This window comes from Bartonella sp. bp_1, from assembly GCF_055808085.1.
Genome location: NZ_CM147851.1, coordinates 446,687 through 472,249, shown reverse-complemented (window position 1 = coordinate 472,249; position 25,563 = coordinate 446,687). Strand labels below are relative to the sequence as shown.

Below are 25,563 nucleotides of genomic sequence, written 5' to 3'. Positions count from 1 at the left end.
TCATCGCTTGGTGCAGCTGGTCAAAAAAACCAAAACAGCACATATAATAAGCGTCAGGCCCAAATTTTGCCCATTTCCCGCAATCCCAAGGCCTGCCGCAATCATTATATAATAGACCAAGCCTAGAAAAGCACCGGCACGACCGTATATTGCCCTGTAATTGACAAGCGCACTAGAAAGAAGTGCCGGAATAGCAAAGCCATAGGCAAGGGAAAGAAGAAATCCCACCGACATCATGATGAGTGGTGTATTGAAAAACAAAACAAGTATTCCAGCTAAAAGCGCAGTAATGGCAGCCCCAAACAACTGCTTGAAAAGAGAACATTGACGACTGACGGCATGATGGTTGAGCCATGCACCTGCCAAGCCGCCAACAGCCAGAACGACACCGCTCACCCCATAGAAATCAACGCTGATTCCAAGACCATCATAAAGAAAAGGAGCTATCGCATAAAAGCTGTATAGCATGACGTTAAAGAGAGCGACCAAAAATGCAGTACGCCAAATATGAATATCGGATATTAATTGTCGCAATGCTGCAGCGGGAATATGTTTTGGGGCAAGAGAAACTTGATAGGTTTCTTCAAGCTGCATGCTGGCCCAAAGCAACAATAATGCCGCCAAAACAATCTGGCCAACAAAAACCAGAGCCGCACCGCCTTGCGATGCCAAAAAACCGCCAAGCCCCATGCCAATAACGGGACTGAGTGAAAGCGCAATCCCCATAATAGCAAAAGCTTTGGCAAGCCTTTCACCGCTATATACATCGCGCATAACAGTCTGTGTCCCGACAGATCCGACAGCCGCACCAAAAGCACAGATAATTCTAGCCCCGAGCAAAAGCGTAAAATTTGGAGCAAAAGCGGCAAACAGGGCACCTAAAAAATAAATCATAAGCCCCAGCAGTATCGACTTGCGTCGTCCCATGTAGTCACAAGCCAGCCCCCAGCAGACAACTCCGAAAGCAAACGCGAAAAAATAGACAGACAGGGTTTGTACCGCAACCGCAGGCGTAACAGAATATAAGCTGCTAATGGATGGTAATGCCGGACTATAAAGGGTTTCTGATATTTGCGGCATCATCATCATGGCCACGAGAAGAACAAATAAAATCCTAGGCATGCTCTATCCTTTGTTTGATCCATAGGTAGTAGCATTTGCGTATTTCTTACATTACAGATAAAAAGACAAAAAATATCAAATACAGGACAAATATGCCTTTCTTATCGGCTAAAGATCATTTTAACTCGGATATCTTTGAACATGATGTGATTGGCATTGCCGCAGAACTTAAACGCGGCCACGATTCCGCAATTCATCATCATCAAAAAGACCAGCTGCTTTATGCCCCGAACGGTTGCATGCGGGTAGTTCTTCATGATCAGTGGTTCACTCTGACACCGACACAGGCACTCGTCATTCCAGCCGGCACTCAACATCGTGTGACATTGATGGGCAGCGTTGCCTATCGTTCGCTCTATTTCAAAACAGGTTTTTTAGATATTCATGACACAATCATGGCCATTGCCATGACACCTTTGCTCAAAGAAATCATCGAGCGCATTACGGCTTATCCTTTTGATAGAATACTCCGTCAAAAGGATCCGCTTGTCGTTTTATTGAGAGAGGAAATCCAGACATCCCATGCCAAGATTACTCATCTTCGTCTGCCCCATGACCCACGCATCCACCCCATTCTCGACCAGTTCATGAATGAAGACAGACTACCATCCTTGACAGAACTGGCTGATAAAGCCGCATTACATGAGAAAACACTTTCACGCATCTTTAAACGCGACACCGGACTTTCCTATCAACAATGGATACAGCAGAAACGGCTTATCCATGCTTTTGAATACCTGGCTGAAGGACAATCTATCCACCAGATCGCCAATCGGCTTGAATTTTCAAGTGATAGTGCTTTCATCACCTTTTTCAAGCTCTATACAAGCCAGACGCCAAAGCAATATCAGCGCGAAATTCTATCGCAACAATAGAAAAGACCAAAAGTCCCTTATGACAAGAGTAAAAGAATGAGACCCAGCCAATGCCAACGCTGCAGGTATCCCGAACAGAAACAAAGTCAAACCGACCTATGCTCCTACCGATCTCAGTGACAAGACTACACGCATAATAGTCTTAAATATGCAATTTCCCTGCCTTCAATTGCATTGCTACCTGCGCCACACGTGCGCCCAAATACCGTGCGGTCCGAAGATCAGATGAGGGCGGCACCACATCAGCGCTTTGGTCGACATTAGATTGAGCGGCAGCACCAAGCCAGAAGCCAAGCCTGTTCAACTCCTCATCCGAACCGGTCGAACTATTATTGGCTGGAGGAAGACCAAGATTGACCCAATGCATTCCATGCTGGGCGGCGAAGAGTGATAGTTGTATCAATGTCGATAGCTTATCGCCAGCCAACGCCCCAGAATTTGTAAAGCCGGCCGCAATTTTATCTTTCCATGCAAAATTTTTCGACATAACTGGCTGCGATGTCGATTCCATAAAGGCCTGAAATGCGGCTGAAACATTCCCCATATAGGTCGGGCAGCCAAATACGATGGCATCGGCTTTCTCAAGATCGCCCCAATGAGATGGCACATCATCTGTTTTGATAAGCAATGTCTGTATATTCGCGATTTCCTCAGCACCAGCCTGAACGGCTTCAGCCTGCTTATTCGTATGTCCATAACCGCTATGGTAAACAATTGCGACCAAAGTTTTTGACATATTTCACCCTGTTTATCTATGATATAGGATATATCAACATTTAAAAAGACGATTGGCAAGCCGCTTTATGCTGTTCATTCAAACGGTTGCTTTTTTTCAGGCTCTATACGGGGAAAACACCCAAACAATATGCCTTGCAAATCATATATAAGGGCAAAAAAAACCCGCCATTCGCATAACGGGCTTTTAGATTTTATCTCATGTAGCAAGTGCTTTAGGCTGCTTCATACATTTCCAGCACATAATCCCAGTTGATCAGATTATCAACAAAGGCTTCCAGATATTTCGGACGTGCATTGCGATAATCAATATAATAGGAATGCTCCCACACATCGACGCCGAGAATAGGCTTGGCACCATGAACCAGCGGATTTTCACCATTAGGTGTTTTCATAATTTCAATCTTACCATTCTTCACGGCCAGCCATGCCCAGCCTGACCCGAACTGGGAAGCAGCTGCTGCCGAAAAATCGGCTTTGAACTTGTCATAACCACCAAGATCGCTATCAATTGCCTTTGCCAGCTTTTCCGGTAATTTATTACCGCCGCCACCTTTTTTCATCCATTTCCAAAAATGGATATGGTTGTAGTGCTGCGCCGCATTGTTAAAAAGCCCCTGATTCTTGCCGAAACTTTCCTTGACAATATCTTCAAGGCTCTTTCCTTCAAGACCGGAATCTTTCAGCAGATTATTACCATTGGTGACATAGGCCTGATGGTGCTTGTCATGGTGATATTCCAATGTTTCTTTTGACATATAAGGAGCAAGCGCCTCATAATCGTAGGGAAGTTCGGGAAGTTCGAAAGCCATGGGATTCCTCCTTGTTAAATGAAACGAATAAATAAGACTAACGGCTAAAATGGCGCGATAGATACAGAAATACAAGCCTTGATTGTCATTTCACAGCAGTTTGAACCATCCTGACAGATTATAGGACAAAATATTAACGCTCTCACGATATGGTCTTAAGCCTGAAATTCATTGCGTAAAAGGCTTATACAATGTCAGATCGTTTTAACCGCCGGACCTTTCTTTCATCAATCACCGCTTTAAGTGCCGGTGCCGCCCTTTCTGGCTGTGTGCCCTCACGCTTTCAACACACAAACCCTATTCTGGCGGCGCTCCCCACAAGCAGCAGTGATCTGGCACCTTACGCCAAGATGTATGCATCTCAAAAAGACGGCGGTTTTACATTGCCTGCCATTCCTTACGACAGAATCGATCCGCAATTCTTACGGCAGGTTGTTGACGATCCGACAGGCGAAATTCCGGGAACGATTGTGGTCGATACAAAACGGCGCTACCTTTATCTGGTTCGCCAGAACGGCAAGGCCATCCGCTATGGTGTCGGCATCGGCAAAGCCGGTTTTGCCTGGTCGGGCCGTGCCATCATCCAATATAAACGCCAATGGCCAACATGGACGCCACCGGATGAAATGATCAAGCGCCAACCACAACTGGTCAAATACAGCGCTAAAAACGGTGGCATGAAACCGGGATTGAATAATCCGCTTGGCGCGCGCGCACTCTATATCTTCCAGAATGGCAAAGATACGCTCTACCGTCTTCACGGCTCACCGGAATGGGCATCCATCGGCAAGAATGTATCATCAGGCTGCGTTCGTTTGATGAATCAGGATATAATCGATCTTTATGAGCGTGTACCGGAAAAGACACCCATTCTTGTCGTCTGATCTATTTCTTTTTGCCACCAAATATATTGCCAAGAATACCACGCACAATCTGGTCGGCATATTTTCCAAGACTCCGACCGATTGCATTGGCGGCAGAACGGGTTACCGATTTGACAGCCGCCTCGGCCACTGTCTGGCGCCCTTTACTTTTTCCGTCACCTAAAACGGTGTCCCAAAAGCTGCTCTCGTCTTCCGGTGCGTCTTTGGGCATCTTTTCTTCTGCCGCACGTGCCAGCATCTCATAAGCGGAATCACGATCAACAACCGCATCATAAAGACCTGCAACAGGGCTTATTGCCATTATCTGCGCCCGTTCAGACGAATTCAACGGACCGATTTGGGATACAGGGGGACGAATAATTGTACGCTCCACCATCGATGGCACGCCTTTTTCTTCCAGTGTCGAGACCAACGCCTCACCGGTTGAAAGCTCCATAATGGCCGCCATCGTATCAAAAGCAGGATTGGCACGGAAAGTCGACGCTGCGGTTTTAACAGCACTCGTCTCACGTGGTGTATAGGCACGCAATGCATGCTGGATACGATTACCGAGCTGGGCAAGAACCGTTTCAGGAATATCAAGCGGATTTTGTGAAATAAAATAAACGCCAACTCCTTTGGAGCGGATCAGCCGGACAACCTGCTCGATACGCTCGACAAGAGCACGTGGTGCATTATTGAAAAGCAGATGTGCCTCGTCAAAGAAAAAAACCATACGGGGTTTTTCAAGATCACCGATTTCCGGCAGCTGCTCGAAAAGTTCCGACATCAGCCACAATAAGAATGTCGAATAAAGACGCGGATTATTCATCAATTTATCAGCGGCCAATATATTGATCATACCACGGCCATCATGGCTGGTACGCATAATATCGACAAGTTTTAGAGCGGGTTCGGCAAAGAAGAGATCACCACCCTGCTGTTCCAAAACCAGCAATTGGCGCTGAATCGCACCAACCGATTGTTTGGTGACATTGCCATATCGAGCGCTCAATTCCTGTGCCCGTTCGCTGATATGGGAAAGCATGGATTGCAAATCTTTCAGATCAAGCAACAGCAAACCTTCTTCATCGGCAACACGAAAAGCAATATTAAGCACCCCTTCCTGCGCCGATGTCAGTTCCATCAAACGCGATAGTAAAAGTGGTCCCATTTCGGATATGGTCGCACGGATCGGATGCCCCTGCTCGCCAAATATATCCCAAAAGATAACCGGATTGGCCTTCATTTCGGCACTCTCCAGCCCGACATTGGCAAGACGTCCGATAATATTATCATTAATTATTCCAGCCTTGGCGATTCCCGAGAGATCCCCCTTGATATCGGCACAAAAAACCGGAACGCCGGCTTGCGAGAACGACTCTGCCAGAACCTGCAAAGTAACTGTTTTCCCGGTCCCTGTAGCTCCCGTAACAAGCCCATGACGGTTGGCATATTTCAACCAGATATATTCACCTTTCAGCGTATTATCCGGTTGACGGCTTGCGCCGATAAAAACACCATTATCCTTGAGCATGTTGCCCCCAATCTGATACAGTCATAGTCTATCTATAGCAGACTTTGCTATATTCAAGAAATGAACAATGATTATTTGTTTGAATTTGTGCCAAAAGTCAGCATTTATAATTTAATCGTATATCCGCTTTAACTTTGAAGGATTATTCCATGTCTTATAAGCTTGTCTATAAGCTCATTCTACTTATCTCTTTCGGTTGGCTGACCGGTTGTCTGACGATGAGCGGGGACTATCAACTGACCGCCGTTGACGAAACGGGCAAACCCATCATGGAAAAATCTAAATTCTATGCACAAGGCAGAATGATCTATTCAATGCGAAACGGCATTTGTGCCAATTATCCAAAGGCGACTGTTCATATCACCGATATCAATACGGGCAAGGAGCTAAAAAGCGAAAGCCCCTATAAATGCCATGGCGGTATTTTTAATTAACATCTGTATTAGACTTGCCGGAATTTTATCATTATGATGGAGAGACCCTATCAACAGGACATTACAAAGTTCATGAATAAAGAAGTCGCTGCCATTTCTCCATCACAGCCAAAACGCATTGCAGGCTGGGTATTGATGCAACGGGCTGACGATCCTGATATTGATCGCGCCAACAGCCAGCTCAAGCAAGACATTGCCAATGGCGCAACTGGTGTATCTCTAGTTTTTGAAGGCTCCGGCAATGCATTCGGCTTTGGCCTTCCCAGCAAAATCGAAACAATTGAAGCCCTGTTTGACGGCATTGACCTTGATGGCCTCCATATCCGTCTTGAAAGCCATCCGCACGGACGTCCGCTAACCGATGCCTTTGTCAGCTATTTGCAAAATCGCCGCATCAATCCGGCAACAACCAAACTGACTTTCTCAACCGATTATACCGCCGTATTGGCTGCAACCGGCAAATTGAAAATGTCGATTGAAGCCCTTAAAGCTTCACTGCCGCAATCCATGTCCGGTTTTTTCTCTTCTGGAATCCCCGGTATCGTTCTGGAAGCGGATGGTCGCCCCTATCATAATGCCGGTGCGACAGATGCACAGGAACTGGGTGCCATGCTCTCTGTGGCTCTTGCCCATCTTAAAATGGTTGAGGACGGCCGCCATCACATCGTCTACGCTTTGCCGCATATAGGCTTTGCCACCGCACTTGATCAGGACCCCGTACGCGGCATTGCCAAACTGCGTGCACTTCGTCTTTTATGGCGTCGCCTGCAGGAAGAACGTAACGTCCCCTCACCTTTTGCCGCAACCATCCATGTCGAGACTTCAATGCGTATGATGACCCGATATGATGCCCTTGCAAATCTACCCCGCACATCATTGGCGGCCTATGCTGCAATTACCGGCGGCGCATCATCGCTCAGCATATTGCCCTATAACCATGCCAACGGCCTACCAGATGAAGATGCTCGCCGTCACGCTCTACAGGTTCAGACTATCATGGCCCATGAAAATACAACAGCACTGACCAAACACCCCAACCGCCGTTCCCACGATTCTGATATTCTGGCAGAAAGCGCATGGGAAGAATTCCAACGGTTTGAAGAAGAAGGCGGCATCATGCAAAGCCTCATCGACGGCAAACTGGCGCGTCGAATCGAAGAGGCACGTGACCTGCGTATTGCCGATCTGCTGAAAGGCGAACGTCTGCTTGTTTCTCAATTGAACGGGCAGAGTTCAACCACAACTCAATGGGGACTATATAAGACAAAGCCAAGTGCTTTTACGGCTGATGGTATATTACATTGCCAGCCACTTACCTTGCATCGCGATGAGAGCGATTTGGCAGAAGCTCGCAACAATGCGCCCATAGAAACCTTGAAAGTCATTTGATGATCACCGTTTTAAGCGTTGATGGAGACCGGCTGATACCCTGTGCTTTTGATACGACAACACAGGTCGATAAGACCTTGTGGATCGATCTTCTCAACCCGACGCAGGATGAAGAAAAACAGATAGAAAAATGGCTCAATATTGCTATCCCCACCCGTGACGACATGGTCGAAATTGAAGAATCAAGCCGCTTTTACATAGAAGACGGCGCCCAATTTCTCACGGCGCCCTTCATCCATGTAGTTGAGGGTGAAAAACGCACTATTGCACCGATCACATTCATTCTCGTCCAGAATCATCTGATTACAGTACGCTATGCCGAGCCCAAAGCCATTTCTCTATTTGTGACGCGCGTTGCCAAGTCCGGCAATGGCATCATCAATACAACCACCAGCGGATCGACAATCATGCTCGCATTGATCGAATCAGCAACAGACCGGCTGGCAGACCTGCTAGAGGCCGTTGCAGCACGCATTGAAAAAGCCTCACATACTATTTTCCACCGCTCGCCCAAAGCGCGCCCTATGACCACCAGCGATTTTCGCCATATGCTGACACAGATCGGCGGACAAGGAACATTTCTGTCCATGGTACGTGAAAGTATTGCCGGCATCAGCCGGCTGCTTGTATATTGTGAAGCCTTTGCGAAAGTAACAGGCCCCAAACACGACCTTAAAGCCACGATCAAATCACTAGAACGCGATACCCAATCACTCGAACATTATGCCGACTTTCTTTCATCCAAGATGACCTTTCTGCTTGATACGGTTGTCGGCATGATTTCTACTGAGCAGAATGCCATTATCAAAATTTTTTCGGTTGCAGCCGTCGGTTTCATGCCCCCGACCCTTATTGCTTCCATCTATGGTATGAATTTTCATTTCATGCCTGAACTGAATGAAAAATGGGGGTATCCACTCGCCATTCTGCTCATGATTATCTCGGCCCTTCTACCACTACTCTATTTCCGTAAAAAAGGCTGGCTATAAATAAAGATAACCAATAATGCGGCATAATATAAAACTGGCAGAAATCCGATAATATGCTATAATGGCCCGCATTATAGGAGCCGTAAATGTCAATCACAGGTGCTATGCGCATATCCGTTGAAGGGATGAACCGTCAGGTTGAGGGCATGACACGTGTTGCGGATAATATTGCCAATGCAACAACCGGTCATGATCGCAATGTCAATATTGATCATGAGCTAGTCGATATGACCATTGCAGAACATAACTTCAAGGCCAATTTTCGCGTCTTCCAGATATCGGAAGAAGTTATGGACCAGATCATCAATCTGAAGCGCTGATTTATATTGACTAGAAAAAGTTGGCTGGGGTACCTGGATTCGAACCAGGGAATGCCGGTACCAAAAACCGGTGCCTTACCGCTTGGCTATACCCCATTAAAAGCGAATATCTTATTCGGCTGCGCGCCTTATAGCTGTTCAATGCGGTCTGTGCAACCATCGTAGCTTTATCTTTTTAAAATTTTTCGTTTAAAAGAGTTTTATCCTTTATCCAATGATCTATAGATACAAACATTGCGACAGATACATAATATCTTCACAGGAACAGCAACATGCCGATAAGCTTTGAAAAAGAGTTCGATCCCGCTTACGGCACTGCTGTAAAATTATGCCCGTCCCTCTTTCGTCTCACCGTAAACAATCCCAGCCCCTTTACCTATTGTGGAACCAATAGTTACATAATCGGCGACCACAATCTTGCTATTATAGATCCCGGCCCAATTGATGAAAACCACCGTCAGGCATTAATCGATTTTGTTGGTGCACGTACGGTCAGCCATATATTGGTCACCCATTGCCATATGGATCATTCGCCGTTGGCAAAACACTTGGGCAGCCATTTCAACGCACCCGTTGTCGCAGGCGGACCATACAAAACATCAAGAACAATACAAGAAGGTGAGGGAACAGCCCTTGATGGGGGGGCACAAAAGGACTTCACACCCGATATTATATTACATGACAATGATACTATTGAAGGTGACGGCTGGTCATTAACGGCAGTCAGCACACCCGGTCATATGGCCAATCATCTATCTTTTTCATGGAATGAAGCAGAAGTTCTCTTCACCGGAGATCATGTTATGGCATGGTCGACCAGTGTCATCGCACCACCTGATGGATCCATGAAAGACTATATGGAATCGCTTGATAAATTATTGGCACGCCAAGACCGGCTCTATCTGCCCGGTCATGGTGGCCCTGTCTTCAAGCCCCATGCTTTTGTGCGGGGAATGAAAGCCCATCGGAAAATGCGCGAATGTGCTATTCTTGAACGGCTAAGACAGGGTGATCGCCTGATCGCGGAAATGGTCAAAGTCATTTATCGTGACACAGATCCAAAGCTGCATCGCGCTGCCGGTCTATCTGTCTTCGCCCATCTGGAAGATATGGTTACTCGCGGCCTCGTACAATGCGACGGCACCCCGCATATCGACAGTGCCTATTCGCTTTCCTGATCATCGGGACTGAGCAATATCTCCGTATCCAGCGCATCCATAAAATTCGCAATAAATCGGGCATTGGCACCAAAATCACGTTGTGTATCGCGTGATGCCGCACGCATATCCACAAAGGTTGTATCGCCCTCATCAATCAACCGAACAACAACATCGGAAACAAACCCAAGATAGAAAGTCTTAGCAACAGCCTCGACATAAAACTCACTATCTTCACCGCTTTTTCCCTTTTCTCCCGAAATAGACCAGCCCTGCGCCTCGATAACCTTGCGCACAGCTTCCAAAACACGATCCGGCGAGCCATCATAACGGCGTCCAGACAATTGCGGCCATTGGCGTATCTGCATATCCGTTTTCATATCGCTAGGTGGCGTTAACATCCATGCATCCAAAGGACGCAAACCAGCAATAAAGGCAGGCGGATTAACCGGATCACTGGAAATATCGTTCAATGGCGGAAGCATATACCATTGGATAGCAGCATACCCCAAAGGAACGGCAACAATAAGCATATAGACAATAGCAAAAAGCGATTTCATACCGCCGGCATCGCCACGCTTCCATAAATCAGACAATCCCTTACAAGCCAAGACCAGCCCCAACAGCGCCGCCACAACAACAATAACAGCCAGAACCAGAAGCTCTCGGGTTGTAATAATGGAAAAGCGATGTGTTATAATCGCGCCAACCAGTAAAAAAACAGCCAGACTGCTCAATCGCGGCGCCCAACAGGCAGCCTTTGAAGCTATGCGTATATATTTTTTTCTCATTGATCCGACAATCTTTTCGCTGGCTTCCTGCCAGTCATCATTGCTGCCTGCGCGGCAGCAAGACGCGCCACCGGAACACGGTAAGCGGAACAAGAAATATAATCCAGACCGGCTTTTTCAAAAAATAGAATCGAATCAGGATCACCACCCTGTTCACCGCAAACACCGATTTTCAGATCAGCTTTGGTCTTGCGTCCACCCTTGACACTCATTGTAATAAATTGGCCGACACCGAGGGCATCTGTTGCACCAAAAGGCTCACGCTCCATCAAACCTTTACGCAAATAAATTTCCAGAAAACTGCTCGAATCATCGCGCGAAATACCGAAAGTTGTTTGCGTCAAGTCATTGGTACCGAAAGAAAAGAAATCGGCTGTTTCAGCCAAACGATCAGCATTCAACGCTGCCCGTGGTAATTCAATCATTGTCCCGATCTGATAATCAATCCGTATGCCTTCTTCCTGCATCAGCAATGTCGCAACCGTTTCAATCCTCTCCTTGACGAAATCCAGTTCTGACTTCATGCTGACTAATGGCACCATGATCTCGGGTTTCACATCAATATTATGTTTTTTCTTGATTGCAATCGCCGCTTCAAAAATAGCACGGGCCTGTGTTTCAGCAATTTCAGGATAAACAATTGCCAAACGACAACCACGCATTCCCAACATCGGATTGAACTCGTGCAAGGTCTCGATGCGACGCACCAGCATTTTTTTATCAAGCCCCAAAGCTTGTGCCAATTCCAAAATATCTTCTTGGCGGCGCGGTAAAAATTCATGCAAAGGCGGATCCAGAAGACGGATTGTCACCGGCAAGCCTTTCATAATCTCGAATATGCGAATAAAATCATCACGTTGCATCGGCAATAATTTATCCAAGGCCGCCCGGCGTCCTTTTTCATCTTCGGCCAAAATCATTTCGCGCATGACATGGATGCGCTCACCCTCGAAAAACATATGTTCTGTACGACAAAGGCCGATACCTTCCGCACCGAATGAACGGGCCATTTCCGCATCAAGCGGTGTTTCGGCATTGGTGCGCACATCCATACGACGCTCACGATCCGCCCATTCCATCAAACGGGCAAAAGCATGGGAAAGCTCCGGCTGCACCATGGCAACCTCACCCTTGAAGATTTCACCACTAACCCCATCAATGGTAATGAAGTCACCTTTTTGGAAAATTTCATCACCAATCATCATCTGCTGCTTTATCTGATCGACACGCATGGTCGTAACGCCACAAACACAAGGCTTGCCCATCGAACGGGCAACAACCGCCGCATGGCTCGTCATCCCGCCGCGCGCGGTCAAAATTCCTTGTGCTACGTGCATGCCATGAATATCTTCAGGGCTGGTTTCCATCCGGCATAAAATGACCTTGCCACCTTCCTTAACACGTTTGACCGCATCCTGACTGGAAAAGACCAGCTCGCCACAAGCTGCACCGGGGGATGCGGGCAATCCGCCTCCTAGTAATATGCGTGATGCATTTTTATCAATCATCGGGTGCAGCAACTGGTCCAGAGAACGGGCATCGACGGCCATCACCGCCTGTTGCGGCGTAATCAGACCACTTTGTGCCATTTCAACGGCGATACGCAAAGCGGCCTGTGCCGTGCGTTTGCCACTGCGCGTTTGCAGCATCCACAACTTGCCACGCTCAATGGTAAACTCGATATCCTGCATATCGCGATAATGCTGTTCAAGCCTATCAGCAATTACAACAAATTCCTTAAATACTTCCGGCATAACCGCCTCAAGAGAGGGGTCATCCAAACCACTCAACTGGCGTTGTGCTTCGGTCAATTGATAAGGTGTACGGATACCGGCTACCACATCCTCACCCTGCGCATTGACAAGATATTCGCCATAAAGCGCATTTTCACCGGTAGATGGATTACGCGTAAAAGCAACGCCAGTTGCCGATGTATCCCCCATATTACCAAAAACCATTGCCTGTACATTGACGGCAGTCCCCCAACATTCGGGGATATCATGAAGCGCACGATAAGCAATAGCACGGCTATTCATCCAGCTGGAAAAAACCGCCCCGATTGCCCCCCATAGCTGTTCATGCGGATCTTGCGGAAAAACTTCACCAAGCTCTTCCTCAATAACCTGCTTATAAAGGATAATTATTGCTTTCCAGTCATCGGCGGAAAGTTCGGTATCCACCTTAAACCCGTTTTCATCCTTATAGTCATCAAGCATCTCTTCAAAAAGACTGTGGTCAATCCCCATAACCACATCCCCATACATCTGGATGAACCGACGATAACTGTCATAGGCAAAACGTTCATCTGACTGGCGGGCTAACGCTTCGACCGTTTTATCATTCAACCCGAGATTGAGAACAGTATCCATCATACCGGGCATAGATACGCGGGCCCCTGAACGCACGGACAACAAAAGCGGATTACGGGCATCGCCAAAAATGCGTCCCGTCAGGCGTCCAATCGTTTTCAGGCCTTTTTCGACATTATCGGCAAGACCATCCGGATAGGACTTTTGGTTTTCAAGATACCATTGGCAAACAGATGTTGAAATCGTAAAACCGGGCGGAACCGGCAATTGCAGGCGGCACATTTCGGCAAGATTGGCACCCTTACCACCCAGCAGGTCTGCACGTCTGGCCGAACCATCCGCTCTACCACCGCCAAAATTATAGACCCATTTTGCCATATCTGGGCTCCTGCACACCCGTATCTACAATCATATGACGCACTTTAAACACAAAACAGCCCCGCCGAAAAAGAGAAAACGTCTCGACACATGCCATTCTATGCGCTTAAGCCTTTTTTGGCACAAAAACAATAAACTGATGTTAATGGACTTTAAAAAGCCCTTTGATCATAAATTGGAAAAGCCTGCCATGAATAAGATATCAAGTTCGTTCATCGGCAGATAATTAATCTTGTGCATCTCGAATCGAGTTGGTGATATTTTTTTCACATTATCGCCGCAAAAGCTGACAAGATTTTTGACCTTGCCCTTATCAATAATCAAGGTAAAGTCGCCTATTCTACCACCAGCCCAGCTTTGAGCTGTGGTCAGGATATATTTCAAATAGACAAATCGCACATAACCATAACCGTCGCGTGTTTCCCTTCTATTGAGTGTGGTGAAAAAATCCTCGTCTAGACAGTAAGTTTCTTTTTCATGTCCGTCATCACGCATTTCATCCACAACACCCACCGGAGAACCACCAATTTCGCCGGATGGCCCTGGTATATAACTCTGGTGTAGATGTATTTTTTTACGCGCTGGAAAGTACTGTTGCCAGTGATAGGTCACTTTCACAAAGCGACACTGATCAGCTGTGCTGCAAGTCTCATTAGTCTCGTCATCCGCTGCAATAACTTCACGAACCATCTTGGTCGCAATTTCGCGTCCATCGGCAAAGACATGAAAATCAAGAATTCTGCCGTCCTTACCAGATGGAATATTTTGATCATATTCAGCATCCAGTTCATAAGGCGCAACAGGAAACAAAACCGTTGCCGTAATGTCATTGTCCGTGAGATTTTCAAAAATATAGTCAATCTCGATTTTATCCATCGAAATGTAAAGCTTTTCAGAAATCATAGCAATATCTTGGGTTTGCTGCAATTTCAATCCGCCTGCATCCACACCGCCATAACCGGAATTGGCAAAAAGCAGACTACAAGAAGAAAAATAGAAAAATAGCATTATTAAACTACGCATGACGCCTCCCAAATCAGCTGGCTTCACGCAATTTTTCTGCTGTTTGCAAGTCAACGGAGACAAGCTGCGAAACACCCTGCTCGCCCATTGTAACTCCGAAAAGCCGACTCATACGAGCCATGGTAATCGGATTATGGGTAATGACGACAAAACGTGTCAAAGTCGAGTTAGCCATTTCATCCAACAAATTGCAATAGCGTTCGACATTATGATCATCCAAAGGCGCATCGACCTCATCCAAGACGCAGATTGGTGCCGGATTGGTCAGAAAAACCGCAAAAATAAGCGCCATAGCAGTCAACGCCTGCTCGCCACCCGAAAGCAAGGTCATGGTCTGGGGTTTCTTACCCGGAGGCCGCGCAAGAATTTCCAGACCCGCATCAAGCGGATCTTCCGATTCAATCAATTGCAACTCGGCTTCTCCGCCACCAAATAGATGGGTAAAGAGCCGCTTGAATTCCTGATTGACCTTTTCAAAAGCAGCCAACAAACGTTCTCGCCCTTCACGATTGAGATTATGAATTGCCTGACGCAATTTCTTGATCGCTTCGACCACATCATCACGTTCAACAGTCATCGCCTCATAACGCTGACGCAGTTCCTGCTCCTCTTCTTCCGCCCGCAGATTGACTGCCCCCAGACGCTCGCGCTCCAATTTGACACGCTCGATCTGGTGTTCCAACGTTTCAATGTCAGGTTTATCACCATCCGGTGGGAAATTAGCCATTTGCAGCACATCCACCGGTGCGCAATTGAGATGCTCGCTTATACGTGCTTCAATATCACTGCAGCGGTCAACAGCCGCATTCAAGCGTTCTTCAGCACGGGCACGTTCCTCTCTTGCACTGGAAAGCTGTGCAAAGGCTTCAGCCACAAATTTTTCACGCCCTGTCTGGTCATTTTCGGCTTTTGCCAACCGGTCCATAATCTCATGGCCTATTGTCTCGGCCTTGGCTATTTCCTCAAATAAGGCGATACGCCGCTGTTCGATATCATCGGGCGCACTCATCAAATTTTCAGATTCTTCCAAGGCCTGTTCACGGCGCTCATCCAGAATAACGATCTGGCGGCGTGCATTTTCAGCACGCCCACGCCAATCCGAACGCTCACGGGCAATCATTTGCAAACGCTGACAAGCAACATCAAGCTCGCGACGGAACCCTTCTACCGCAGCCCGGGCATCGGCAAGCGCCACCCGCTCTTCATTAACCTTGGCTGTCATCGCTGCAATTTGTGAATCAAAACTATCTGACGGCGTTAAATCCGCTGCTTTTTGCTGCAAAAGAGCAGTCTGGAAATCAATCTGTGCCAGTTCATCAACCAAACGCTGACGATTTTGTTCCAATGCCGTGCGACGGGCTAAACACTCCCCCATCCGCTTTTCAAGATCGGATAATTGGCGTTGTATTTCATCACGCCGCATAACCGTTTGACGAATATCTTCACGTATCTGTTTTTGCCGTTGATCAACATTGCGGACAGTCAATGCTGCCTCTTCAAGTGCTTTCCGGCTTTGAGCGACAACAAGCAAAGCGGCTTCCACACGACCTTCCAATTCACCAAGCCGATTTTTCTGTGCCAACCGTTGGGCTGCTGCAGTCGGTGCATCGGCGCGTGCCGTCAAACCGTCCCAACGCCATAAAGCGCCTTCACGGCTCACCAATATCTGTCCGGGTTTCAAAGTCTGCTGTAATTTGGCTCCGTTTTCTTGTGTGACAATACCGACCATTCTAAGCGCACGTTGCAAAGCATGCGGTGCATCAACAAAATCAGCCAAAACCTCAACGCCATCGGGAAATGAAGGCAGGGATGATGCAACGGCATAATCTTTCCAGAACACGGCTGCCGCCTCTTCCATTGCCGCCTCAAGCCCATCCCCTAACGCTGCACCAAGAGCCGTTTCAAAGCCCTTTTCCACTTTCAGCAAATCGACAACCGGCGCATAGTCACCACTTGATGCCGCCTGTAACATATTCTGGATGGTTGCTGCCTCTGCTTCCAGACGACCGACATTCTTTTCAGCCTCTGCCAATGGCTCGCGGGCAACCTCCTCCTGTTCACGTGCATGTGCAAACTCATGCTCGCATTGCTGCAGGGAAGCTTCTAAAGCCTCCATATTTTCCTGCAAACTATCACGCATTTGGCGCATGGCATCAATATCGCCCTGCGCTTCTATTTCCTCATTGATCGCCTCGATCTCGCTAATGACCCGATCTAGTGCGCTCTGTTGTGCCGCACGGCGCGTCGCAATGTCGACAAGAGAACGCTCGATCTGGCTGATCTCGGCGCGCACCTGCATCTGCTCTGCCGTCTTGATGCGCAAAGTTTCTTCACTTTCACGCAGGCGCTCAGCAACCGCTTCCATCTGTTCTGTCCGAGCGGTTTCCTCCGCCGCGCTTTCCTCCAATGTAATTTTAAGGCTTTCCTCCTCGCCATCAAGACGAGCAAGAATTCCATCATTTTCTGCAACAATGCTGTTTTCACGTTCGATGTCAGCATTCAACTGTTCAAGACGTCGCAATAATTCATTCTGGCGAAATCTATTTCTCTCTACTTCTTCTTCAAGTTGCCGGCCAGCCAATTGCAGCCGTTGCAGGGTGGCCGCTGCACGGGCTGCCTCCTCACGCAGGGGATTAAGTCTTTCACGGTCCGCATCGCGTTGTTTTTCTGCCAACATATGGGCCTGCGCCTTTTCGGCCACATCCGATGTGGTTTTGGTCAAAAGGGTTTCAGCTTCCACCTCATTGGTTTTAGCCTGCGCCCAACGCAAATAATAAAGCCCAGCTTCCAATTCACGAATATTAGCAGAAAGCGACTTGAAACGATTGGCCTGACGGGCCTGGCGCTTAAGACTTTCCATCCGACCGGACAAATCACCAACAACATCTTCCAGCCGATCAAGATTGCCTTCAGCCGCTCGCAACCGCAATTCTGCCTCATGACGGCGGCTATGGAGACCCGATATACCGGCCGCCTCTTCAAGCAAAGCCCGACGAGCCTGTGGCTTGGCCTGTATCAACTCACCAATACGCCCTTGTCCAACCATAGAGGGAGAACGTGCGCCCGTTGACTGGTCGGCAAATAATAATTGCACATCCTTGGCGCGGACATCCTTGCCATTAATGCGATAAACAGAACCCGATTCACGTTCAATACGACGCGATACCTGTAATTCATCGGCGTCATTAAAAGCCTGTGGCGCACTGCGATCCTGATTATTGAGAAAAAGGGTTACTTCAGCACTGTTACGGGCCGGCCGCGTATTAGAACCGGAAAAAATAACATCATCCATGCCGGAAGCACGCATGTTCTTATAGGAGTTTTCACCCATAACCCAACGCAGGGCTTCCACCAGATTGGATTTGCCACAACCATTCGGGCCGACAACACCCGTCAGCCCGCGCTCAATGACAAATTCCTGTGGCTCGACAAAGGACTTGAATCCCAACAGCCGAAGCTTGGTGAATTGCATAAACTCTCAACCCTACTCATCATACACACCGCCGAAGCGGAATAACGCAAACAAAAAAGCGTCAGCCCATCAAAGCCAACGCTTTCTCTATTAACATGAAAATGCGGTTTTAAAGATGCTTGTCGATGATTTGCGACATTTCATCCACAGTTAAGGCACCTTCATACATATCACCATTGATAAAAAAGGTCGGCGTAGCCTCGACACCGAATTCCTGCCCCTTTTGGAACGAGGTATTGATCGTATCCAAAACAGACTGATTTTTCAGACAAGCTTCAAAACTGGCATCATCAAAGCCTGCCAATTTGGCAATCTGTTTAAGCGGCGTAAGCGCATCAGCCGGAGCGGCCCATTCCATCTGCTTTTCAAACAACACCTGAATCAAAGGAAAATAACGATCTTTCGGTGCGCAGCGTGCCAACATGAAACCGGCTGTCGCACGTGGATCATAAGCAAATTCACGGAAAATCAGCCGAACCTTACCGGTCTTAATGTATTTTTCACGGATTTGCGGCAATGTATCACTATAAAAATGCGCACAATGCCCACAGGTCAAAGAGGCATATTCAATCATTGTCACGGGCGCATTGGCGTCACCTTCAATCATATCGGTTGCTTCACCGGCAGCAAGAAGCTTGGCCTGATCTATGCTTTTTTTCGGCGCAGAGGGCGCAGCAAACGATGCGCTGCTCCACAAACCTGTAGCTGTTGCAGCTGTAAGTGCTGCAGTCAAAGAAATAAGATTACGACGATTGATATTTAATGTCATGAAAGCCTTCCCGTTACTAAAATATCCGTTAGCCGATGCTTGATCAGGCGGATAAGGTATATATTCAATAAAACAGCTTTGTGGCAAAGTCTCGCTCTATTTGTTAAATTTTTTGTTAGACATCTCTTTTTGACGGCGCAATATCCCCTCACCAAGCTGTTGCAAGGCATCGCGTATCCTATCATCTTCAATGTCATTCATTTGATTGGCAATACGCCCCTTATCCTCCGGTTCGAGCTCGATTTTCGTTTCTTTTATTGGCAGATCACATTCAACGACTCTCTGCTCGATCTTAAGGCGTGAAATTGCATTATAACCGAAAAATGCATTCACCCTGTTCACCAGCTGGCTGCTTTCATGCGACAGTTTCATGGCGGCAAATCCCTGACAGGCGACAACCAATGTTGCCGGCTCAAAATGCTCTGTCTGACTGCTGTTGCGCGGCCACAATATCTTTAAGGGCTGTGTTGTTTCAGCCAATTGCTCACCGACAATATCATCCCATGCATTGAAAAGTTCGACATTGATACCGGCACGTTTGCGCATCAACGGATCCAATATATCCGTTGCCTCGGCACTTAAAGAACGCGCACTGCGATATGGTTTTCTAGCCATGTTTGGCCAATCTATAATCCTTGAACCAGCTCACAAAGCGGGCAATCCCGTCATCAATTGTCGTTTGGGGATGATAATTAAGATCATGTACCGCCTTGTCGATGTCGGCATAGGTCAAGGGCACATCGGCAGGTGGCATAGGCAGCATTTCCTGAATGGCACTTTGACCGGTTGCCTTTTCAATCGCATGAATAAAATCACCAAGTCTTACCGGTCGATTATTGCCGAGATTATAAATCGGACGAATCTGGGCAGGATCCTCCAGAACCCGATTAACAACACCCCGCACACCGGCAATAATATCGTCAATATAGGTAAAATCACGCTGCATATCACCGTGATTAAATACCTTGATCGCACGTCCAGCCAAAATCGCATCGGTAAAGAGCCATGGTGCCATATCAGGTCGTCCCCATGGACCATAGACCGTAAAGAAGCGCAACCCGACAGTCGTTAACTGGTGGACATGTTGATAGGAATAGGCCAGCAACTCTCCCGCCCTTTTGGTTGCGGCATAAACGGAAACCGGTGCATTAACGGCATCATCCTCGCTAAAGGGTATCTTTTTATTGGCACCATAGACAGAGGACGAACTTGCATAAACAACCGGCGGACGCTTGGCCATTTTCAAAGCCGTTTCAAAAATACTAACCTGTCCCTGCACATTGGCACTGACATAGGCTGAAGGATTTTCGATCGAATAGCGCACCCCTGCCTGCGCGGCAAGGTGGATGATAATATCGGCATCATAATCGGCGGCGATTACCGATTCAAGCGCCGCCATATCGGCGATATCAACCTTGGCAAAACGGAACTCTTCATGCAAAGCGAGCCGCTTGAGACGATCTTCTTTCAGACCTACATCATAATAGCTGTTGAGATTATCAAGACCAATCACCTGCCAACCTGATTGCAGAAGATTTTCAGCCATATAGGAACCAATAAAACCGGCAGCCCCTGTCACAATTGCTTTTTTCATTTCCCTGTTTTCTTCTTAAGCCTGTTAGGTTTCAAGCCATAGACAATGCGTCTTGCATAATCGCCAAGCCTGAAAAAAAATGTTCCTATCCTTTTATAAAAAGGCAACCGGTTCATTCTATAATATTTACGGCCATGAGCAATGGTCGAGCCGGACGTTTTCAAGAAACCGACCAGATCATGATCAAGACTGAAAATTTCAAAACCAGACCAACCGCGTTCCAGCGCCACATCATAAGGCAGACACATCGGCGTCAGACATTGAAGCAACTTTGCTGCGCCTTTTTTGCTGACCAAATAGGCAGCCGCACTACCTTGCGGGCCATGTAAAAAACGCCCTATCCAATAGCCATACCCTATATCAACAAACGGTCTAAACCCTCTATATCGATGGTTGGCCAGCTTGACGATATCAAACCCCTCATAGCTACATATCGCCTGAACAACCGCATGGGCATGTGCTAGAAAAGCGACATCATCTTCGACAATAACAGCATAATCCTCATCTCCTTCCGCAACCTGTCGAAGCGCTTGAAGATGTGACAGATAACACCCGGCCTCACCCGGTAAAATCTTCTTGCCATGGCGATATCGGAAAGCAGATTCATCTATTTCAGGATAAGCAGAAATATCCAGTTCGAGGCCATCAAATGCACGAATACGGCGAAAGTCGAAGCCAGATGCACGTGCCGAATCAATGAGAGCAGGCAGACGATCTGCCGAACGATCCAGATTGATAACGTAAAGAGGTATAGTCACACGCATTGCTCTCATTGCAGCCTTATTGTCTTTTATAAAGATGGCCGTGATTTGACTAGCCATTTCTTTTGCATTTCCCGTATCTTTATGCTTCATCCCCCTTATGAGAAAAGCGATCGCAGAAAAATTGCTCCGTTGGTACGGCCTCCACCACCGCCAATTGCCATGGCGGATAGGTCCGCATGACCATAACCGGAAAGCCGATCCTTATCATGTCTGGCTTTCAGAAATCATGTTGCAACAGACAACAGTTGCCAGCGTCAAACCCTATTTTGAAAAATTTATACACCAGTGGCCAAATGTCAGAAGCCTTGCTGATGCATCCCTTGAAGATGTCTTGGTTGCATGGGCGGGACTTGGTTACTATTCACGCGCCCGCAATCTCAAAGCCTGTGCCGATTACGTTGCCGACCAACTCAATAATCGTTTTCCTGATCAAGTTACAGCTCTTAAGCAACTGCCCGGCATTGGAGATTATACCGCAGCCGCTATTGCTGCCATTGCCTTCGACCGATCGGAACCCGTTATTGACGGCAATGTCATCCGTATTGTGACACGGCTTTTCGCAATTTCCATCCCCAAAGAAAAAGCCAAAGCTGTTATTCTAGAAAAAACACGTCAAATAACACCGCTTGAAAAGGCGGGAGATTTTGCCCAAGCCATGATGGATCTGGGTGCAACGGTCTGCACCCCCAAAAAGCCCAAGTGCTCCATTTGCCCTTTGCATAGTGACTGTCAGGCCCATAAAGACGACAATCCTGAACAATATCCAATTAAAACAGCGGCAAAAGAACGCCCGATACATTATGGAAAAGCTTTTGTCGCTCTTTCTGATGATCACATGATCTATCTGGAAAAGCGCGGCAATAAAGGCCTGTTGGCAGGCATGACACAAATCCCCAATGTTTTCGGTACCAATAAGGACGAAGTCATCGAACCGCCCTTCAAGGCTGATTGGCACCATAAGGGCGATGTAACCCATATCTTTACCCATTTCACCTTGATGTTATCGGTCTATCGGGCTGATCATGTCGCAAAGACTGCTGCAGGCAACGGCTGGTGGAGTGACCACCGCCAACTGGATAAGGAGGCCCTGCCAACGCTATTTTCCAAAGCGATCCAATGCGCTTTTAACAAAAAAATATAAAAAAGCGGCTTATGGTTTTCTCTTCCACAAGCCGCTTGAAGTTGACCGGAGACTGGAGGTTATCCGATCCATATTAATTGTTAAACGCCGCTTACAGCGATTTGTTTCCGGACTTTTTCACGCAAAGTATCAATCAGCTTTAGCGTGCCCTTTTCTTCATAATGCCAATAGGTCCATCCATTACAACTTTCGGCATTCTGCGCTTTTCTACCCATCATATGGATAGATCCGGCATCACCTTGACAAGAAACCGTACCATCGGCGCGTACAATGGCACTAACCTGACGCTTCTTGTCATAAAGAACGGTGCCCGGTGCAATCAGATTGCTTTCAATCAAAGATACAAAAGCCACACGCGGCTCCGCCTTTTTACCGGTCAGCAATGCCAACTCGGGCTTGGCCAAAGGTTCAACCGCCGCAATGCGCGCCATTGCCGCATCAATATAGCTTTGCTCGCGTTCAATACCTACAAAATCACGCCCCAACCGTTTGGCAACAGCGCCGGTCGTGCCAGAGCCGAAAAATGGATCGAGAATCACATCACCCGGCTTGGATGAGGCCATAATGACACGGGCCAACAAAGCTTCGGGTTTTTGTGTCGGATGAACCTTATGCCCTGAATCATCCTTCAAGCGTTCATGTCCGGTACAAATCGGAAACAGCCAATCGGAACGCATCTGCACATCTTCATTCGCTGCCTTCATGGCCTCATAATTGAAAGTATAATTCTTGGCCTTTTCATCACGTGAAGCCCAAATCATGGTTTCATGGGCATTCTGGAAACGACGACCACGAAAATTCGGCATCGGATTGGTCTTGCGCCAAATAATGTCATTCAGCAGCCAGAAGCCGATATCCTGCAAGGCTGTACCAACACGGAAAATATTATGATAGGAACCGATAACCCAGATCGTACCATTAGGCTTCAATACACGCCGCGCGGCCAAAAGCCATGCACGGGTAAAGGCATCATAGGCCTCGAAACTTTCAAACTGGTCCCAATGGTCATCAACCGCGTCCACCAATGTCTGGTCGGGTCGGTGAAGATCACCATTCAACTGCAAATTATAGGGAGGATCGGCAAAAATGACGTCAACCGAATGGGCCGGAAGCTTTTCCAGAGCAGCAACGCAATCACCCTTCAAGATTTTATTGCGCCATTCATCCGATGGAGCATTGATATTCAAATCATTAACAAGACGTGTAACAGACATCGGCTACTCATTTACTCGAATACAAATCTGCAGCGAAACAAATCACCGCTTTACTGTCTGTTATGGTTACTGAAGAGGGTAAATATGACGTTAATGGCAAAAACAAATTTATAAAAATCTATATTGTTTAATTATTATAACAAGATAGCGTCGTCATATGAATGATCCGAAAAAGCCAGGTCATCCAATTTTGTATTTCCATTATATAGTTTGATTGAAATCGAGATTTTCTGGCTCATCATGAACAGTTGAAGACGCATAGCCAAAATCATTATGCTCTTGTGAAAGAATTTTTAAATTCCGCGCAGAAACACGACCATAACCCCATAGCAAAAAGCCATATGAAATCACCTCGCTATTTCGTGGAATATCCAGCTGCGATGAATAATTTTTCCAATCATTATCCCCAACGATGCCGCCGCCTTCCTGTTCCGGCAAACGGTTGTCAAAGAGAACAACATTGCGCAAATTATCGTCAACACGTATCCAGAGTGAAGCTTTGTCCGCATCACTCGTTTTCAAATCAGCCGATAGTTTAAAGATTTTACCGCGATAGTTCGCTGCCCGCACCGATTGCATCAACACATCGCATTCACCAAAAAAACGCATAGCACTGTCTCGAGTGATACGGCACCTTATTGTCGCGACATTAGGTTCATCAGGATCAAGGCCGCACTGATAAAGATAATCATCAGCAGTTTTAGAAATACGCCACCCCTTTGGCAGCTTCCAATCCTTTTTCATTTCCTGATTGATTTTAATATGATTAGCGAAAACATTCCAGTCTTTCACACCAAACTGGTGCGATACAATCTCGAGTGCCTGGGCATGACTGATATCAACCCCCTGCAGCTTCAATTCAACACGAAATGTTCTTGCCATATCCTTGGCATAGAGAAAATTTCTCATTAAGATTTAGTCCTTCAACGTTCGGGTGACTATCTATCAGTTTCCGCATTGCTGGCTCTTCACCCGATGGATTGAAAAACAAATCAGTCAGAATATACTTTCACCTTACCTTACGGTGCGGACGGCAGGCAGTATAAGCCTTTCCTCTTCATAGCAAAATCCATAATGATTCTCAATCGACTTGCATTTTATCGTGACATCGACATACGCCTGTCCTATGTGAGGTATCCCATCTGAAGGAAATACAGGAATAGAAATGTCCAAACTTGATTTTGTCATATTCGATTGCGACGGTGTTTTGGTGGATTCAGAGTTTCTATCAGCACAAATTTGTGCCGAAATCATTACCGAGGCCGGCTATGAACTGAGTTTAGAGGAAATGCAGGAACGCTATTCCGGTTTGGTCATCATCGATGTCCTGAAAGAAATCGAACGTGAATCAGGAATCGCCTTTTCTCTTTCCCTTCTCGACAAGATCTATGATGAATTCCGTCGCCGCATCAAAACCGATTTGCGCGCCATTGACGATGTGCGCCAAGCTATCGAAAAGATACAACAACCCTATTGTATCTGTTCCAACTCACAAGGTGAAAGCGTTAAAGACATGCTGGAAACCGTAGGACTTTACGACCTTTTTAAAGACAAGATATTTTCCGCACCTGAAGTCGGCAACAAGGAACCAAAACCTTTCCCCAATGTCTTTCAGGTTGCGGCTCAAAGCTTCAATATAGAACCGGGCCGCAGCGTTGTGATTGAAGATTCCGTCCACGGTGTTCATGGAGCGCGTGCCGCCGGTATGCGCGTCATCGGCTTCACCGGTGGCAGCCATGCCTATATCGGACTTGCAGACAAATTAAGCGAGGCCGGTGCCGAAACCGTTATATCACGCCATCACGACCTACCTGCCGTCATTGCAGCCATGAATGAATGGCAGGACGATTAAGCACATAAAAAAACCGGCATGAA

22 protein-coding genes, 1 tRNA gene and 1 pseudogene are annotated in these 25,563 nt (G+C 47.2%); 9 read left to right on the top strand and 15 right to left on the bottom strand.

The genetic code is table 11. The annotated features are described in order from the left end of the window. The gene (locus ACYZ97_RS02365) at window positions 1-1,122 is read right to left on the bottom strand and encodes an MFS transporter (protein ID WP_473299898.1); all 1,122 of its coding nucleotides are present in this window, start codon (window positions 1,120-1,122) and stop codon (window positions 1-3) included. A 92-nt stretch (window positions 1,123-1,214) separates the two neighbouring features. Here ACYZ97_RS02365 and ACYZ97_RS02360 point away from each other — a divergent pair, with 92 nt between their 5' ends. Further along, the gene (locus ACYZ97_RS02360; protein WP_473299897.1) at window positions 1,215-1,997 is read left to right on the top strand and encodes an AraC family transcriptional regulator; all 783 of its coding nucleotides are present in this window, start codon (window positions 1,215-1,217) and stop codon (window positions 1,995-1,997) included. A 142-nt stretch (window positions 1,998-2,139) separates the two neighbouring features. On the opposite strand, the gene ACYZ97_RS02355 is transcribed toward ACYZ97_RS02360, so the two are convergent. Continuing rightward, complete coding sequence (locus ACYZ97_RS02355; RefSeq protein WP_473299896.1) at window positions 2,140-2,733, bottom strand: flavodoxin family protein; 594 nt, start codon at window positions 2,731-2,733, stop codon at window positions 2,140-2,142. Between the two features lie 214 nt (window positions 2,734-2,947). After that, window positions 2,948-3,544: a superoxide dismutase gene (locus ACYZ97_RS02350; RefSeq protein WP_473299895.1), complete on the bottom strand. Its 597-nt coding sequence runs from the start codon at window positions 3,542-3,544 to the stop codon at window positions 2,948-2,950. 347 nt (window positions 3,545-3,891) lie between these two features. On the opposite strand from ACYZ97_RS02350, the pseudogene ACYZ97_RS02345 reads away from it, so the two are divergent. After that, a pseudogene (locus tag ACYZ97_RS02345) lies at window positions 3,892-4,428 on the top strand (L,D-transpeptidase); the annotation flags it as partial. A 1-nt stretch (window position 4,429) separates the two neighbouring features. Here the strand turns inward: ACYZ97_RS02345 and ACYZ97_RS02340 are convergent. Then, window positions 4,430-5,944 carry a helicase HerA-like domain-containing protein gene (locus ACYZ97_RS02340; protein WP_473299894.1) on the bottom strand — a complete coding sequence of 505 codons (1,515 nt, stop codon included), beginning with the start codon at window positions 5,942-5,944 and terminating at the stop codon, window positions 4,430-4,432. 149 nt (window positions 5,945-6,093) lie between these two features. On the opposite strand from ACYZ97_RS02340, the gene ACYZ97_RS02335 reads away from it, so the two are divergent. The 4 genes from ACYZ97_RS02335 (at window position 6,094) to ACYZ97_RS02320 (ending at window position 9,076) form a co-directional block, all read left to right on the top strand. Continuing rightward, window positions 6,094-6,378, top strand: coding sequence for a hypothetical protein (locus ACYZ97_RS02335; RefSeq protein WP_473299893.1), 285 nt, complete (start codon window positions 6,094-6,096; stop codon window positions 6,376-6,378). Between the two features lie 33 nt (window positions 6,379-6,411). Then, window positions 6,412-7,767 carry a methylmalonyl-CoA mutase family protein gene (locus ACYZ97_RS02330; protein ID WP_473299892.1) on the top strand — a complete coding sequence of 452 codons (1,356 nt, stop codon included), beginning with the start codon at window positions 6,412-6,414 and terminating at the stop codon, window positions 7,765-7,767. After that, a complete protein-coding gene (locus ACYZ97_RS02325) occupies window positions 7,767-8,756 on the top strand; it encodes a magnesium transporter CorA family protein (RefSeq protein WP_473299891.1) in 990 nt (329 codons plus the stop codon). Before ACYZ97_RS02330 ends, ACYZ97_RS02325 begins: the two co-directional genes overlap by 1 nt. A gap of 86 nt (window positions 8,757-8,842) precedes the next feature. Next, window positions 8,843-9,076 (top strand): flagellar basal body rod C-terminal domain-containing protein, encoded by a 234-nt coding sequence (locus ACYZ97_RS02320; protein ID WP_473299890.1) that lies wholly within the window; start codon window positions 8,843-8,845, stop codon window positions 9,074-9,076. A gap of 21 nt (window positions 9,077-9,097) precedes the next feature. On the opposite strand, the gene ACYZ97_RS02315 is transcribed toward ACYZ97_RS02320, so the two are convergent. Then, window positions 9,098-9,172 (bottom strand) — tRNA-Gln (locus ACYZ97_RS02315). A 176-nt stretch (window positions 9,173-9,348) separates the two neighbouring features. Here ACYZ97_RS02315 and ACYZ97_RS02310 point away from each other — a divergent pair. Further along, window positions 9,349-10,254, top strand: coding sequence for an MBL fold metallo-hydrolase (locus ACYZ97_RS02310; RefSeq protein ID WP_473299889.1), 906 nt, complete (start codon window positions 9,349-9,351; stop codon window positions 10,252-10,254). On the opposite strand, the gene ACYZ97_RS02305 is transcribed toward ACYZ97_RS02310, so the two are convergent. The 8 genes from ACYZ97_RS02305 to ACYZ97_RS02270 all read right to left on the bottom strand — a co-directional run bounded on the left by ACYZ97_RS02305 (window position 10,239) and on the right by ACYZ97_RS02270 (window position 21,390). Then, window positions 10,239-11,024 carry a DUF1499 domain-containing protein gene (locus ACYZ97_RS02305; RefSeq protein ID WP_473299888.1) on the bottom strand — a complete coding sequence of 262 codons (786 nt, stop codon included), beginning with the start codon at window positions 11,022-11,024 and terminating at the stop codon, window positions 10,239-10,241. The two genes, ACYZ97_RS02310 and ACYZ97_RS02305, sit on opposite strands and share 16 nt — an antisense overlap. Further along, entirely contained in the window at window positions 11,021-13,711 is a 2,691-nt protein-coding gene (ppdK, locus tag ACYZ97_RS02300; RefSeq protein ID WP_473299887.1) for a pyruvate, phosphate dikinase, read from the bottom strand. Before ppdK ends, ACYZ97_RS02305 begins: the two co-directional genes overlap by 4 nt. 168 nt (window positions 13,712-13,879) lie before the next feature. Further along, window positions 13,880-14,734 carry a DUF4424 family protein gene (locus tag ACYZ97_RS02295; RefSeq protein WP_473299886.1) on the bottom strand — a complete coding sequence of 285 codons (855 nt, stop codon included), beginning with the start codon at window positions 14,732-14,734 and terminating at the stop codon, window positions 13,880-13,882. Window positions 14,735-14,747: 13 nt separating this feature from the next. After that, window positions 14,748-18,206, bottom strand: a complete 3,459-nt coding sequence (smc, locus tag ACYZ97_RS02290; protein ID WP_473299885.1) for a chromosome segregation protein SMC — start codon at window positions 18,204-18,206, stop codon at window positions 14,748-14,750. A 109-nt stretch (window positions 18,207-18,315) separates the two neighbouring features. After that, entirely contained in the window at window positions 18,316-18,975 is a 660-nt protein-coding gene (locus ACYZ97_RS02285) for a DsbA family protein (protein ID WP_473299884.1), read from the bottom strand. Window positions 18,976-19,071: 96 nt separating this feature from the next. Next, entirely contained in the window at window positions 19,072-19,590 is a 519-nt protein-coding gene (locus ACYZ97_RS02280; RefSeq protein WP_473299883.1) for a DUF721 domain-containing protein, read from the bottom strand. Then, window positions 19,583-20,569, bottom strand: a complete 987-nt coding sequence (locus ACYZ97_RS02275; RefSeq protein ID WP_473299882.1) for an SDR family NAD(P)-dependent oxidoreductase — start codon at window positions 20,567-20,569, stop codon at window positions 19,583-19,585. Before ACYZ97_RS02275 ends, ACYZ97_RS02280 begins: the two co-directional genes overlap by 8 nt. Beyond that, window positions 20,566-21,390 (bottom strand): glycosyltransferase family 25 protein, encoded by an 825-nt coding sequence (locus ACYZ97_RS02270; protein ID WP_473299881.1) that lies wholly within the window; start codon window positions 21,388-21,390, stop codon window positions 20,566-20,568. The genes ACYZ97_RS02275 and ACYZ97_RS02270 overlap by 4 nt, the downstream gene beginning before the upstream one ends. A gap of 40 nt (window positions 21,391-21,430) precedes the next feature. On the opposite strand from ACYZ97_RS02270, the gene mutY reads away from it, so the two are divergent. Further along, window positions 21,431-22,474, top strand: a complete 1,044-nt coding sequence (gene mutY / locus ACYZ97_RS02265) for an A/G-specific adenine glycosylase (RefSeq protein ID WP_473299880.1) — start codon at window positions 21,431-21,433, stop codon at window positions 22,472-22,474. An 80-nt stretch (window positions 22,475-22,554) separates the two neighbouring features. On the opposite strand, the gene ACYZ97_RS02260 is transcribed toward mutY, so the two are convergent. After that, window positions 22,555-23,688: a DNA methyltransferase gene (locus ACYZ97_RS02260; RefSeq protein WP_473299879.1), complete on the bottom strand. Its 1,134-nt coding sequence runs from the start codon at window positions 23,686-23,688 to the stop codon at window positions 22,555-22,557. Between the two features lie 201 nt (window positions 23,689-23,889). Further along, window positions 23,890-24,597, bottom strand: coding sequence for a glyoxalase superfamily protein (locus ACYZ97_RS02255; RefSeq protein WP_473299878.1), 708 nt, complete (start codon window positions 24,595-24,597; stop codon window positions 23,890-23,892). A 256-nt stretch (window positions 24,598-24,853) separates the two neighbouring features. Here ACYZ97_RS02255 and ACYZ97_RS02250 point away from each other — a divergent pair, with 256 nt between their 5' ends. Continuing rightward, window positions 24,854-25,540 (top strand): HAD family hydrolase, encoded by a 687-nt coding sequence (locus ACYZ97_RS02250; RefSeq protein WP_473299877.1) that lies wholly within the window; start codon window positions 24,854-24,856, stop codon window positions 25,538-25,540. The last annotated feature ends 23 nt before the right edge of the window (window positions 25,541-25,563 follow it).

Coding starts and splice junctions, on each gene's coding strand:
- ACYZ97_RS02365 (WP_473299898.1), bottom strand. CDS start 1,122: ATGCCTAGGATTTTATTTGTTCTTCTCGTGGCCATGATGATGATGCCG.
- ACYZ97_RS02360 (WP_473299897.1), top strand. CDS start 1,215: ATGCCTTTCTTATCGGCTAAAGATCATTTTAACTCGGATATCTTTGAA.
- ACYZ97_RS02355 (WP_473299896.1), bottom strand. CDS start 2,733: ATGTCAAAAACTTTGGTCGCAATTGTTTACCATAGCGGTTATGGACAT.
- ACYZ97_RS02350 (WP_473299895.1), bottom strand. CDS start 3,544: ATGGCTTTCGAACTTCCCGAACTTCCCTACGATTATGAGGCGCTTGCT.
- ACYZ97_RS02340 (WP_473299894.1), bottom strand. CDS start 5,944: ATGCTCAAGGATAATGGTGTTTTTATCGGCGCAAGCCGTCAACCGGAT.
- ACYZ97_RS02335 (WP_473299893.1), top strand. CDS start 6,094: ATGTCTTATAAGCTTGTCTATAAGCTCATTCTACTTATCTCTTTCGGT.
- ACYZ97_RS02330 (WP_473299892.1), top strand. CDS start 6,412: ATGATGGAGAGACCCTATCAACAGGACATTACAAAGTTCATGAATAAA.
- ACYZ97_RS02325 (WP_473299891.1), top strand. CDS start 7,767: ATGATCACCGTTTTAAGCGTTGATGGAGACCGGCTGATACCCTGTGCT.
- ACYZ97_RS02320 (WP_473299890.1), top strand. CDS start 8,843: ATGTCAATCACAGGTGCTATGCGCATATCCGTTGAAGGGATGAACCGT.
- ACYZ97_RS02310 (WP_473299889.1), top strand. CDS start 9,349: ATGCCGATAAGCTTTGAAAAAGAGTTCGATCCCGCTTACGGCACTGCT.
- ACYZ97_RS02305 (WP_473299888.1), bottom strand. CDS start 11,024: ATGAGAAAAAAATATATACGCATAGCTTCAAAGGCTGCCTGTTGGGCG.
- ppdK (WP_473299887.1), bottom strand. CDS start 13,711: ATGGCAAAATGGGTCTATAATTTTGGCGGTGGTAGAGCGGATGGTTCG.
- ACYZ97_RS02295 (WP_473299886.1), bottom strand. CDS start 14,734: ATGCGTAGTTTAATAATGCTATTTTTCTATTTTTCTTCTTGTAGTCTG.
- smc (WP_473299885.1), bottom strand. CDS start 18,206: ATGCAATTCACCAAGCTTCGGCTGTTGGGATTCAAGTCCTTTGTCGAG.
- ACYZ97_RS02285 (WP_473299884.1), bottom strand. CDS start 18,975: ATGACATTAAATATCAATCGTCGTAATCTTATTTCTTTGACTGCAGCA.
- ACYZ97_RS02280 (WP_473299883.1), bottom strand. CDS start 19,590: ATGGCTAGAAAACCATATCGCAGTGCGCGTTCTTTAAGTGCCGAGGCA.
- ACYZ97_RS02275 (WP_473299882.1), bottom strand. CDS start 20,569: ATGAAAAAAGCAATTGTGACAGGGGCTGCCGGTTTTATTGGTTCCTAT.
- ACYZ97_RS02270 (WP_473299881.1), bottom strand. CDS start 21,390: ATGGCTAGTCAAATCACGGCCATCTTTATAAAAGACAATAAGGCTGCA.
- mutY (WP_473299880.1), top strand. CDS start 21,431: ATGAGAAAAGCGATCGCAGAAAAATTGCTCCGTTGGTACGGCCTCCAC.
- ACYZ97_RS02260 (WP_473299879.1), bottom strand. CDS start 23,688: ATGTCTGTTACACGTCTTGTTAATGATTTGAATATCAATGCTCCATCG.
- ACYZ97_RS02255 (WP_473299878.1), bottom strand. CDS start 24,597: ATGAGAAATTTTCTCTATGCCAAGGATATGGCAAGAACATTTCGTGTT.
- ACYZ97_RS02250 (WP_473299877.1), top strand. CDS start 24,854: ATGTCCAAACTTGATTTTGTCATATTCGATTGCGACGGTGTTTTGGTG.